Raw genomic sequence first — 12,021 nt, 5'->3', positions numbered from 1 at the left:
ACACCGGATATTAATATTTTACAAGAAATACAATAATGTGATTACCATATTTCTTGTAAAATACTTACATTCGTGTAGATAAAAAACAAAAGTATTAATGAAATATTCTAAAATTATTGTGGTGGCAGCCTTACTGTTCTTTCAGTTAGGTCTGGCACAGGAGAAGGCAGGTATCGTATTAGACAAAGCGCTTAAAGAAGCTAAAGTAAGCCATAAAAATGTATTGCTGGTGTTTCATGCTTCATGGTGCAAGTGGTGTAAAGTTATGGAGAAAAATATGAACCTTCCGGAAACCAAACCTATTTTTGAAAAGAATTTTGTTACTGCGTATGTAGATGTTCAGGAAAGAGGAGAAAAGAAAGCACTGGAAAATCCGGGCGGACAGGAGCTGATGAATAAATACAAAGGAGAGAATGCCGGACTTCCTTTCTGGCTGATCTTAAATCCTAAAGGAGAAGTGCTTGCTGATTCTTTTGATGACAAGAAACAAAATCTGGGGTCACCCTCTACCCCTGAGGAAGTTGCCATTTTTAGTGCAAAACTGAAGAAAAGCTCAAAACTGAGTAAAGAAGAACTTCAGATCATTGAGAATGTTTTTACTAAAAAAGATAATTAGAAAAATCCCAGGTTAGACGCCTGGGATTTTTTATGTTCCTTCCCTAATTTCCATAAAATATAACTCCCCGAACAACAAAAGTTGTCCGGGGAGTCTTTTCAAATTAAACTATTTTATTTACCAAAGTAGATCTGATCCTGTTTTTGCTGTTCAGTATAGATGATCTGGAAACTTACGGGCATATAACGGTAAAGAAGCTTCCAATGCTGGATTTTAGCATGCTTTTTAAAGCTCTCAAAAGACCTGATGAAGATATTTTCGATCATCGTTCTTACATAAGAATTTCCATTCCTGTAAAGCCCGTCCATGAGTTTGATGTGATGAGCTATAATGCTGATCTTCGATTCCTGCAAAAGACCCTTCAGGTAATTAACGGTAGCCTGCATGATTCCTGCAAAATTATCCTGAACAGATAACTGTGTGATTTCCCTGCGAAGGGGCGGATAGAAAAATTTTAAGTATTCAACAGCTATTTTTTGATTAATAGTTTGCATTTGTACTTTCATCATAATTTAGAATTTTTCAAACACTTAGTATTGCAGCGAAATGTATACCAAAATTTATAAACATGCTGCAAAAATGAAAACACTTACAATCACAGCAATGTGAGTGAGTAATATCTCGGAATTGTGTCTGTTAGTCGTAGTTTTCCAGGTTTTCCAATCTGAAATTTTTCTTATTTTATTTTTCATAATCTATTGATTGTGAGTTATTTTTATTTTTGTTTAATTTAAACACTTTGTAATGAAACGGGTCAAAAATGTAATAAACTTATATCCCGTGACTGTAAATTTGTCTTGAATAGATCTTTTGTAGGTCTATGGAAATATGACTAAAGATCATTTTTTTATATTCTTCACTGCAGAATGCTGTAAAATTGTCCAGAGAATAGATAAAAGTATGCTCAATAGCATTTTTTAGGACTGTATCTCCATCGCTGTACATTTTGTCCATCTTCTGTAAACTCCTCAGCAACAGATTTCTGTCATTCTGGCGGATCATATTTTTAATACGTTCGGTGAAAGCCCGGACTATAGCATAAGGATTTTGATTTTTCTCCTCTTTCAGCTCACGTTCAAAGTCGGGAACGAGTTCTGTGATTTCCTGTGCAGCCTGTAAATAGTTCATATTATTATGATTTTAATGATTTTGTTCCAATATTTTGATGATAGCACCAAAAATAAAAACGGTTAAAAAAGCAAAGAAAAGCAGGTGATAGGGTTTCAGCCATTTGGGAGTTTTTGGTCCTCTGCTTTTTAATCTTCTCAACTTGTCTATTCTGTTTAATGTTTTTAAGTCCATTTTTGTATGTTTTGAAACTAATGATGCCAAGACTGTTCCTTTGGAGTTTGATTGTGTTTATTTAATTGTAATACAGTTTGTTATATTATTTTTATTGAGCTTTTAGAATTGAAAAAGCATGTCAAAATGATAAGGATTTTATCAAAATGAAATAAATTTTCTAAAGTGAAATTTTATTTTTGATGAATTCAAAAATTAGAATTGTTTCTTCCATCAATGTTTGTTCAATTCCCAAGTACTGAATCACAGAAACCTTGATAAATTCTATAATTACTTGTTTCAGAAGGATTTTGCAATTTGTCATAAAAAGTTTTCTGGAAAAGTATTTTTTGACTAAAATTTTAGAAAGGACACAAATTCAATAATTCAATTTATTGATAATCAGTGTTTTAATTTTTATTTTGTAAATTTGAATGAAATGGTTAAATGAGTATTTATTTGGTTTTCAGTCTGTTATTGTTTTGGTTAACCATTTTTTTGACCCATTTTTGTGACAATTTTACACAGGTGTATCTATATGATGGAAAGAATAGAATGAATATCTTTGCAGTCCAAATATTCAGAAGATGTTTTCAAAAATTATAGTACACAGAGTCGGAAATAAAATCAATGGAGATTCCTTAACGCTTTCCCAGGAGGAATTGAAGCTGGAGGAAGGAATGGCAGAATTGCTTGAAGATTACTTTTTAGGATCATTCAAATCAGAAGAAACTTTTCATTTTTACAGTGATACCTATCTGGTAAACAATCCGGTTTACAGTGCGGTTTCTGAAATTTTTGAAGATAAGGCCAAATTTATATGGGAATCTGAAAATATTGCAAAACACCTTTTCGAAGCAGCGGAAAACCCTAGAGTTCAAAGTGGAGAGCTGTTTATTGTACTTTTTGAAGATGAAAGTGACCGTCCGGACAGAGTGGATAAGATAGGGATCTTTAAAACCGAAAAAAGAGAATCTTTCCTGAAAATTAATCCTACAGAAGAAACATTTGATATTGAAAAAGATCAGGGAATCGGCTTATCCAAAATTGATAAGGCAGCTTTAATCTATAATAATGATAAAAATACAGGCTATGTACTTTCGGTAGTTGACAACAACAAAAACGGAGATATGTATTACTGGTTTGAAGATTTCCTGAAAGTAAAGCAGCGCGATGATGAATATTTCCATACTCAGGAAGCGTTGATGGTTTATAAAGATTATATCACCAAGCAACTTCCACAGGAATTTGAAGTTTCTAAAGCCGATCAGGCAGATTTCCTTAATAAATCTATTAATTTCTTCAAGGAGAAAGAAGAGTTTAAGCTGGATGAGTTTGCCAGTGAAGTATTGGGAGACGAACACGTCATTGAAAGTTTTGTGAATTTTAAAACAGATTATGAGCAGGATATGCAGGTGAATATTGCTGAGGAATTCCCCATCAGTGAAGCCGCTGTAAAGAAAACTCAGAGACATTTCAAAAGCATCATTAAACTTGATAAAAATTTCCATATCTATATCCACGGGGACAGACAGAAAATTGAAACAGGAGAGGACGATAAAGGAAAATACTACAGACTTTATTTTGAAAAAGAAGTATAATAGAAATCAATTCATTAAATAATATCATAACTTTATTGCTGATTACAAAATAGCAGTTATGAAATTTATGATCGTTTTCTTGGGTGCTTTCCTCTTTTTCTTCTGCGTACCTTTTCCGATTTTCATTTATATGGTGACGGAGGAAGTCGCAACAGGACCGAGAAATTCATTAGCGTTGAGCTATGGATATCTCGGTCTTTCTTTATTACTATGGGGATATATTCTCGTATTCTTCATTAATACTCTTTTCATTAAAACTTTTAAGCAGAGGAACACCATTCATTCCATTCTGAGAAATGGTATTCCCAGAGAGGCTAAGGTAATGCGTTACCAGCTTTTAAAATACTTTCCGAAAACCAATATGAATGCTATTCAGATTGTTCTTTCATTTCCCAACCTTAGGAATACCATGATTGAACATGAGATGATGTTTCATGATTCCAAGCCACAGGAAAAAAGGTTTGATGTAGGAAATCATGTGAAGGTATTTTTGAATCCTAATGTTTCACAGGAACCTTACTTCATTTTAAGTGATCAAAAGGTTAGTTTCAATGCATCGGGAATGGTTTTAAGAATAGTATTTATCATATTGTTAATCGCTTATATTATCGGTCTGTACTCTTATTTCTATAGGCGGGAATCCTTTGATTTTGGGTGGCAGTTTCTCACTTTTATGCATCCTATTATTTTCAGTGGAGTGATGACCCTTATTTATGTATTGGTTTTTCAGCTGATTATAGGGAAGTTTTTTAAGAACAAAAAAGAAGAACGTATCCTCTTTGTGGGAAGAAGTGCCGAAGCACAGATTATCAGTGTGAATCAGACGGGGCTGACAGTTAATGACCAGCCGCAGATTATGTTTCAGGTCAGTTTTAAGGATTTTAGGGGAAAAGAACATATTGCGGTCTATAAAAAGGTGATCAGACTTCTGGACCTTTCCTCAATTCCCAAACAAGGTGCTGTTGAGATTTTATATGATGAGAATGATCCGGGTACAATTACGATTCCCAGAGTTTAAATAAAGGAATACTACAGCATATTGAACCTGGAAAACCCATGTTCAATCTAAAGATAAAAAAGAGCGGATTTGTAATGGACAAATCCGCTCTTTTTATGATGATTTTTTTGTTCACTTATTTTTTCTGAAAAAACAGCGACCTGTTGTATTCAAAATTCATTCTGGCGATATTGAGTACAGAAATTCCCTGTGGACATTCTACTTCACAGGCTTCCGTATTGGAGCAATGTCCGAATAATTCGCTGTCCATCTGGGCTACCATATCCAATACCCGTTTGCTTCTTTCCTCTTTTCCCTGAGGAAGCAGAGCCATATGGGTAATTTTTGCTGAGGTAAATAAAGCGGCACTTCCATTTTTACAGGTTGCCACACAAGCGCCACACCCGATACAGGCTGCAGAGTCAAAAGATTCTTCAGCAGTCTGATGGGTAACCGGAATGGCCGTGGCATCAGGAGCCTGACCGGTATTCACAGATACGAAACCTCCTGAAGAAATAATTCTGTCGAAAGCGGAACGGTCTACTTTTAAATCCTTCTTCACTGGAAAAGCGCCTGCCCGGAAAGGCTCTATCAAGATTGTTTCCCCATCTTTAAAAGATCGCAGGTGAAGCTGGCAAGTAGTCGTATTTTTTAAAGGACCATGAGCGATACCATTAATCATCATTCCGCACTGTCCGCAGATCCCTTCACGGCAGTCGTGGTCGAATTCTACGGGTTCATCTCCTTCGGTGATCAGTTTTTCATTTAACGTATCAAGCATTTCTAAGAAAGACATGTGAGAATTTAATCCTTTCAGGTCATAATTAACCAGTTTTCCTTCACTTTGTCTGTCTTTCTGTCTCCATATCTTAAGGTGTAAATCCATAATTTTTTGTTTTTTATTTGTAGCTTCTTACCGTTGGCTGTATTTCTTCGAATATCAGGGGCTCTTTGATCAGTTCAGGTTCTTTGTTTTCGCCTGCCCAAGCCCATGCAGAGATAAACTGATATTCTGAATCGTTTCTCAATGCTTCACCATCCGGTGTTTGAAATTCTTCCCGGAAATGAGCACCACAGGATTCATTACGGGTTAATGCATCATAACACATAAGCTCGCCAATCTCAAAATAATCAGCAACACGGCCTGCTTTTTCAAGTTCGGAATTCATTTGATCTCCCTGTCCGGAAACTTTTACTTCTTTATAGAATTCCTGTTTCAGTTTTCTGATCTCCTCGATGGCATATTTCAGACCTTCCTCATTTCTTGCCAGTCCGCAATAGTCATATAATAATTTTCCTAATGTTTTATGGAAATGATCTACGGTTTTGGTTCCTTTGATATTGATCAGGTCCCGGATCTGGTTCTTAACTGCATTTTCGGCCTGTTCAAACTCGGGTGTATCCGGGGATATTTTTCCGGTATGAATCTCATCTGCCAGGTAATTGGCAATGGTATAAGGAGCAATAAAGTATCCATCTACAGAAGCCTGTAAAAGGGAGTTTGCTCCTAAACGATTGGCGCCATGATCTGCAAAATTGGCTTCTCCCAATGCAAAAAGTCCCGGAACGGTAGTCATCAGCTCATAGTCTACCCAAAGACCTCCCATTGAAAAGTGAGCAGACGGAGAAATCATCATCGGTTCTTTATATGCGTCGTATCCTGTTATTTTAAGATACATATCGAATAAATTTCCGTATTTCTCTTTAATCTTATCTTTTCCCTGTTCCTTAATAGCCTTTGAAAAATCAAGATAAACAGCATTCTTTAACGGTCCTATCCCATATCCTGCATCGATTCTTTCTTTTGCAGCACGGGAGGAAATATCTCTTGGCGCCAAATTTCCAAATGCGGGGTATCTTCTTTCCAGATAATAATCCCTTTCGTTTTCAGGAATATCGTTAGGCTGTCTGTTTTCATCCAGTTTAGCAGGGACCCAGATTCTCCCGTCGTTACGCAGAGACTCGGACATCAGGGTTAATTTAGACTGGTAATCTCCGGATTGTGGAAGGGAAGTAGGGTGCACCTGAATCCAGCTTGGAGAAGCCATTAATGCTCCTTTTTTATGAGCTCTCCAGATGGCAGAGCCATTGCATCCCATAGCCAATGTAGAAAGGTAGTAGATCTTTCCGTAACCTCCTGTTGCCAGTACTACAGCATGGGCCGCATGTCTTTCAATTGCTCCGGTATCTAAATTCCTTACGATGATTCCTCTTGCTTTGCCGTCAATAGTCACCAAATCTAGCATTTCATGTCTTGAAAAAAGTTCTACAGAACCTTTTCCAACCTGTCTCATTAAAGCCTGGTAGGCTCCTAAAAGCAACTGCTGTCCGGTTTGCCCTCTGGCGTAGAATGTCCGGCTCACCTGAACACCACCAAATGAACGGTTGTTGAGATAGCCTCCATACTCACGTCCAAAAGGAACGCCTTGTGCCACGGCCTGATCGATGAGGTTTAAAGAACATTCAGCCATACGGTAAACATTGGCTTCACGGGCCCTGAAGTCTCCTCCTTTCAGGGTGTCTACAAACATTCTGTAAACACTGTCACCGTCATTTTTATAATTTTTGGCGGCATTTACCCCTCCCTGTGCAGCTACGGAGTGAGCTCTTCTCGGACTGTCCTGAAAACAGAATGACTTGACATTATATCCCATTTCACCCAAAGATGCAGCAATAGAACTTCCTGCCAATCCTGTTCCCACCACAATCACGTCCAGTTTTTTACGGTTGGCAGGGTTTACAAGTCTGGCTTTCTTTTTATAGTAATCCCATTTTTGTTCTAATGGGCCTTGTGGTATTTTTGAATCTAAAATCATAACGGTTTTTTTAATGATAAGTAAAGAATACATAAACCGGCATCAGGGCAAAACCTAAGCTGATAATGATCGAATAAGCAATTCCAATGGTCTTGAACCACTTTACAAATTTAGGGTGATACAATCCCAGAGTTCTTACCGCACTGTGTATTCCATGAATCAGGTGATAGCAGAGTGCAATCATAGATGCTACATAAATGAGCACATACCACCACTCTTTAAAAACTGTAACCACCAGAATATACAGGTCTTTATTTCCATTCTCGTCCAAAGGTGGATTTCCGAATTTGTAGACATACCAGAAGTTTTGAAAATGAATCACCAGGAAGATTAAAATCAATGTTCCCAGGATTCCCATATTCCGGGAAGCCCATTGGCTGGCTCTTCCACGTCTGTCATTCCGGTAGTCTCCTCCTGATTTTCTATTCTTTAGAGTGATCACCAATCCGTCTACGGCATGCAGAATAATACTGGCATATAAAACGTAAGACACTATTTTGATAATGATATTTCCGGATAAAAAATGGGAATAGGCATTAAACTGAAGATGCGCCTGCTCCTGAGGAAGGAACAGCTGGAGATTTCCAAGAAAATGAATCAGCAGAAAGAACCCCAGAAACAGTCCCGTAAGACACATCAGCATTTTTCTTAGCAATGTTGATAACATAAATTTGATTTTATAATTAATAATATCCTAAAACTTTCATCCATAATCCTCCTACAACCATGTAGATAATTAATAATACAATCCCTATTTCGAGACCTCTGAGCCACCAGACTTTCAGGTCTACATATCCGCTTCCGAAGAATACCGGAGCAGGGCCGTGTCCGTAATGGGTAAGTACACCATAGATTGAACCTAAGAAACCAAGCATCATGGCAAGTAACATGGGTGGAATTCCCAAAGAAACACCTACTCCCAGTAATGCAGCATACATCGCTGCAACGTGAGCTGTAGCACTGGCAAAAATATAGTGACTGAAAAAATATACAACGATAATGACAGGAAAGGCTACCTGCCAGCTGAGACCTCCGATTTTCATTTTGATAAGGTCACTGAACCATCCGATAAAGCCTAATTCATTCAAAGAACTTGCCATCATTACCAGCACAGCAAACCAGACAATAGTATCCCAGGCTCCTTTTTCCCCTTTTACATCTTCCCATGTCAGAACTGAGGTCAATAACAAGAGAGTTAATCCAATAAATGCTGTTGTAGTAGCATCAATAGATAAGGTTCCCCCAAATATCCAAAGCGCTAAAAGGATGAAGAACGCCAGCAGCATCAGCCATTCGTTTCGGGAGATAGGTCCCATTTCTTTTAGTTTCTGAGCAGCCATTTTCGGGGCATCTCCTGTTTTTTTCAATTCCGGCGGATATAATTTGTATAAAACCAAAGGAACGACAAAGAATGCTACGGCACCAGGCAAGAAACCGGCTGCTGCCCAGGACATCCAGGTAATATCAATGCCCAGGTTGGCTGCAAATTTCTGACACATCGGATTACTGGCCGTACCTGTCAGAAACATGGAAGAAGCGATGAGGTTCATATAGTAGCTGTTCAGCGTTAAAAAAGAACCTAATTTTCTATGGGTTTCGGGTTTTTCAGGAACGGAATCGAAGCTTATGGCCATAGATTTCATAATAGGGTAGATAATTCCGCCACCTCTTGCCGTATTACTCGGAATAGCCGGTGCCAGACAAACATCTGCAAGGCCCAGCCCATATGCTAATCCCAATGAGCTTTTTCCGAAAACCCTGATGAATAAAAAGGCAATACGGTTTCCAAGGCCTGTTTTGATAAATCCTCTGGCTATAAAGAATGAAATCCCAATCAGCCAGATCACTTTATCTCCAAAACCTGAAAGGGCTTTGGTGATTGATTTTCCGGCATCTCCCGGAGCCACCACCTGTGTAAGGGCCGTAAATGCGATAGCCATCATACACATTGTGCCCATGGGAGCGGCTTTAAGGATAATTCCTAAAATGGTTGCAGCAAAGATGGCGAACAGGTGCCATGCATCCTGAGTAACACCTTCGGGTACAGGAATGAACCATATAATCAATGCCACGATAAATGTAATCGCTACATTTTTGATATTAATTTCTTTCATGATAATAACTATTTAAAGATTTAGAATCTACTCTGTACCTGAACAATGAATAGATTGTTGTTGTATTGTGAGGTGTTTGCCACCTGATATTTGTAACGGTCAAACTGTACTCCCAGCTGGATTCTTGCTCCATAATTTTTCAGAAACTCCAGTCCAACCATTGGGGTGATCGTCTGTCTTGGGTTGGAAGCCAATCTGAAGTTGGTATCCAGATATTCATAGCGGCATGAGAGTTCAAAAGCGCTGAGGTTTTTATGGTTAATCTCATATCTTAGATTAGGAAGAAAGTAAACCCCGCGAACCAGGTACTGATCCGGGTTTTCAGGTCTTACTTCAGGGGCTATAGAATTGTATAAAACGTGATTGGTAGCTTGCTTGGCTTCCAGTTGCATATCAAGGCTCCATCTTGGATCAAATTGTACCAAAGAGCTCAGGTCAACTCCTAAAGCATATACTTTTTTACTGAATACTTCACCAATACCTCCATTAATGCCTACGTTGAAATTGTATTTTTTAGACAGTCCAAAGACCAGGCGGGTAGAATACTGCTTTCCGTTGTCATTGTCATTGACCTGGTTTTTTCCGTTTCCATTCACTACGGACACGGCATACTGGAAGGGGACTTCTCCAAGCTGAAGCTGCCCGGTTGCAGACATTCCGATCTGGAAACTCGTCCAGCCCAGCTTTCCAAATTCAGAATACTGATTAGACCAGTCCAAAGATTTAATAATATCGATAGGGTAGGTTTCCTCGATCCCGAACCAAGGTCTGAACTGTCCGACTGTAATCGCTAATTTAGGATTAAAAGTATACTTCAGATAAGCGTTTTCAAGGACCCTGCTTTTAGGATCATTTTTAAAATCTGCAAGGTTGGCCAAAACAACAACTTCAGTACGTTTACTGATCTGCGCCCGGACCTGAACTCTCATGTATTTGAGCATGAAATTATTGCTGGTTCCGGAACCATCTGCATGATGAAGTCCGTTTACATCCACATCTTTGCTCATGCCTACCAGATAACGCGCCTGGAAAAGGCCTTTGATCTGAAGCTGCGGGTATTTTACATTATCTTCTTCCGGTTGTGGTTTGGTCTGTAAAGAATCCTGTATCTGCGCATGAGCTGAAAACCAGCAGGCAAGCATGCAGAGCAACAGGCTTCTCTTTTTGAGTGAAAAAAAGGCCATATCTTTTTGTTTGTTTTTTGTTTAAACCCACCTGTTAACTCTTCGAATTGCCACATCTCCCAAGGAAGAGAATGGTCACCTATCAAGTAATTGTCTTATGGACAAACCTCTGATATAAAGAAAGGGGGTGTATTTCTTATGTGTTGAGGTGAGCACTTAAATGACTTAAGTGTTTTATTATTTTATGGTTTTTGGGTAGTTTTTATTCTAATCCCAGAAATTTGAATGGTATTGATTCCTTGAAATCCGTATTGGATTTCCCATTATAGGTATGAAAGCTGCCCAGGTCCAGTTTCATTACTTTTCCTTTTGGGCTGAGGTCAAAATCTTTAAGATCTACCCAAAAAGTATTAGGGGTGAAAACGGTTTCAAAATAGTAAACCAGATTCTTTTGATCCGAAACAGAGCGCCATCTTGTGGAAGAGATATTAGGTTCCGTTGCTGAGGTAATTCCATAAGGTACAGAACAGTTTCTGATAACACTGAAAACGCTGGCCACTGCTGTACGTGTATCAGCACTTCTTGGGATCGCATTGATATAATAAGCGGCTCTTACAAATCTGTCTGCAGCGCGGTTGGTACCCGGAAGCATAACGTTACCGGGAATCCCTTTCCAGTAATTATTAAGGGCCAGCTGCTCCTCAAAGATCGGAGAGTTGGTCATCACCGTATAGGAAAGGTCATGGTGAATCACCAGTTTTCCATTGATATACTCAAATACCGCGTTGTCTCCTGAAGCATCAGAAATGGAAAGGTGTATGGTGGTGAATTTTTCGGTTCCGGGAATATAATCGCTTACAATAACGAAAGGCTCCTTTTTTGAAAATTCTACCGCTTCTTTTACAGTGGCAAAATTATCGAGATAATATTGTGCCCATAAAGAAATGGCAAGTCCCTTTTTACTTCCTTTAGGATCGAATTTTGGGTACTGGGATTCGCCAAGCCATAGCATATTGGCAACCAGTCCTTTTTCATTCATTCCGTCTGCTGAGGCAATATCCCAGCTGGAGCTGATGATACTTCCGTATTTTGAAGTCCATTTTACAGATTTAGGCCCTGTTTGTCCGGTATGTTCTATTCCTTTTGGAAAAACCCACAGATTGGCTGGGATTTCATCACGCCAGTCCATAGAACGGGCTGTCAGAATAGTGTTTTGTGGACCTTTGTAGACTACACGGGTACATGCTTCAGACGGATTCCATAATCCTATTGAAAGGACAAGAGAAAATAAAATTAATGGGAACTTTTTCATAATAGTATTATTTGAATTTAAATTTTATATTGAATTTATTGTGAATAATTCAATGAATTTTTCATCATATTCAATATTTGGTGATATGAATTTAGTTAAAATTGTTTAAATGTCACAATTATTTTAACTGATAATGTGTAATTCATGTTATGAATCATGA

12 protein-coding genes are annotated in these 12,021 nt (G+C 38.3%); 3 read left to right on the top strand and 9 right to left on the bottom strand.

Annotation, left to right across the window (positions count from 1 at the left end; all coding sequences use genetic code 11):
* The first annotated feature begins 97 nt into the window (after positions 1–97).
* Entirely contained in the window at positions 98–616 is a 519-nt protein-coding gene (locus tag DRF57_RS12155; RefSeq protein WP_047492101.1) for a thioredoxin family protein, read from the top strand.
* Between the two features lie 113 nt (positions 617–729).
* On the opposite strand, the gene DRF57_RS12150 is transcribed toward DRF57_RS12155, so the two are convergent.
* From DRF57_RS12150 to DRF57_RS23910, 3 genes are all read right to left on the bottom strand, one after another.
* On the bottom strand, positions 730–1,125 hold the full coding sequence (locus DRF57_RS12150; protein ID WP_047492103.1) for a DUF7674 family protein: 396 nt from the start codon (positions 1,123–1,125) through the stop codon (positions 730–732).
* A gap of 262 nt (positions 1,126–1,387) precedes the next feature.
* Positions 1,388–1,744 carry a DUF7674 family protein gene (locus DRF57_RS12145; RefSeq protein ID WP_115918742.1) on the bottom strand — a complete coding sequence of 119 codons (357 nt, stop codon included), beginning with the start codon at positions 1,742–1,744 and terminating at the stop codon, positions 1,388–1,390.
* A 12-nt stretch (positions 1,745–1,756) separates the two neighbouring features.
* Entirely contained in the window at positions 1,757–1,918 is a 162-nt protein-coding gene (locus DRF57_RS23910; protein WP_167449368.1) for a hypothetical protein, read from the bottom strand.
* 566 nt (positions 1,919–2,484) lie between these two features.
* Between DRF57_RS23910 and DRF57_RS12140 the strand changes: the two genes are divergently transcribed.
* Positions 2,485–3,498: a nucleoid-associated protein gene (locus DRF57_RS12140; protein ID WP_047492108.1), complete on the top strand. Its 1,014-nt coding sequence runs from the start codon at positions 2,485–2,487 to the stop codon at positions 3,496–3,498.
* 58 nt (positions 3,499–3,556) lie between these two features.
* Positions 3,557–4,516 carry a hypothetical protein gene (locus DRF57_RS12135; protein ID WP_115918740.1) on the top strand — a complete coding sequence of 320 codons (960 nt, stop codon included), beginning with the start codon at positions 3,557–3,559 and terminating at the stop codon, positions 4,514–4,516.
* A 115-nt stretch (positions 4,517–4,631) separates the two neighbouring features.
* On the opposite strand, the gene DRF57_RS12130 is transcribed toward DRF57_RS12135, so the two are convergent.
* From DRF57_RS12130 to DRF57_RS12105, 6 genes are all read right to left on the bottom strand, one after another.
* On the bottom strand, positions 4,632–5,381 hold the full coding sequence (locus DRF57_RS12130) for a succinate dehydrogenase/fumarate reductase iron-sulfur subunit (protein WP_047492116.1): 750 nt from the start codon (positions 5,379–5,381) through the stop codon (positions 4,632–4,634).
* A 13-nt stretch (positions 5,382–5,394) separates the two neighbouring features.
* Entirely contained in the window at positions 5,395–7,311 is a 1,917-nt protein-coding gene (locus DRF57_RS12125; protein ID WP_084085863.1) for a fumarate reductase/succinate dehydrogenase flavoprotein subunit, read from the bottom strand.
* Between the two features lie 10 nt (positions 7,312–7,321).
* Positions 7,322–7,978, bottom strand: coding sequence for a succinate dehydrogenase cytochrome b subunit (locus tag DRF57_RS12120; protein ID WP_047492118.1), 657 nt, complete (start codon positions 7,976–7,978; stop codon positions 7,322–7,324).
* 16 nt (positions 7,979–7,994) lie between these two features.
* Complete coding sequence (locus DRF57_RS12115) at positions 7,995–9,425, bottom strand: anion permease (RefSeq protein WP_047492120.1); 1,431 nt, start codon at positions 9,423–9,425, stop codon at positions 7,995–7,997.
* A gap of 20 nt (positions 9,426–9,445) precedes the next feature.
* A complete protein-coding gene (locus DRF57_RS12110; protein ID WP_115918738.1) occupies positions 9,446–10,609 on the bottom strand; it encodes a porin in 1,164 nt (387 codons plus the stop codon).
* A 202-nt stretch (positions 10,610–10,811) separates the two neighbouring features.
* On the bottom strand, positions 10,812–11,861 hold the full coding sequence (locus DRF57_RS12105; protein ID WP_115918736.1) for a linear amide C-N hydrolase: 1,050 nt from the start codon (positions 11,859–11,861) through the stop codon (positions 10,812–10,814).
* Positions 11,862–12,021: the final 160 nt, after the last annotated feature.

Origin of the sequence: Chryseobacterium rhizosphaerae (assembly GCF_003385455.1) — a bacterium.
GTDB classification, from domain to species: Bacteria; Bacteroidota; Bacteroidia; order Flavobacteriales; family Weeksellaceae; genus Chryseobacterium; species Chryseobacterium rhizosphaerae.
Note: the sequence above shows the minus strand (reverse complement) of the source record. Positions and strands in the feature narration are given on the sequence as shown.

Bases quoted from the DNA above. Each gene is read 5' to 3' on its own strand.
- DRF57_RS12120 (WP_047492118.1), bottom strand. From the start codon at position 7,978: ATGTTATCAACATTGCTAAGAAAAATGCTGATGTGTCTTACGGGACTG.
- DRF57_RS12140 (WP_047492108.1), top strand. From the start codon at position 2,485: ATGTTTTCAAAAATTATAGTACACAGAGTCGGAAATAAAATCAATGGA.
- DRF57_RS12105 (WP_115918736.1), bottom strand. From the start codon at position 11,861: ATGAAAAAGTTCCCATTAATTTTATTTTCTCTTGTCCTTTCAATAGGA.
- DRF57_RS12150 (WP_047492103.1), bottom strand. From the start codon at position 1,125: ATGATGAAAGTACAAATGCAAACTATTAATCAAAAAATAGCTGTTGAA.
- DRF57_RS12110 (WP_115918738.1), bottom strand. From the start codon at position 10,609: ATGGCCTTTTTTTCACTCAAAAAGAGAAGCCTGTTGCTCTGCATGCTT.
- DRF57_RS23910 (WP_167449368.1), bottom strand. From the start codon at position 1,918: ATGGACTTAAAAACATTAAACAGAATAGACAAGTTGAGAAGATTAAAA.
- DRF57_RS12125 (WP_084085863.1), bottom strand. From the start codon at position 7,311: ATGATTTTAGATTCAAAAATACCACAAGGCCCATTAGAACAAAAATGG.
- DRF57_RS12155 (WP_047492101.1), top strand. From the start codon at position 98: ATGAAATATTCTAAAATTATTGTGGTGGCAGCCTTACTGTTCTTTCAG.
- DRF57_RS12135 (WP_115918740.1), top strand. From the start codon at position 3,557: ATGAAATTTATGATCGTTTTCTTGGGTGCTTTCCTCTTTTTCTTCTGC.
- DRF57_RS12130 (WP_047492116.1), bottom strand. From the start codon at position 5,381: ATGGATTTACACCTTAAGATATGGAGACAGAAAGACAGACAAAGTGAA.
- DRF57_RS12115 (WP_047492120.1), bottom strand. From the start codon at position 9,425: ATGAAAGAAATTAATATCAAAAATGTAGCGATTACATTTATCGTGGCA.
- DRF57_RS12145 (WP_115918742.1), bottom strand. From the start codon at position 1,744: ATGAACTATTTACAGGCTGCACAGGAAATCACAGAACTCGTTCCCGAC.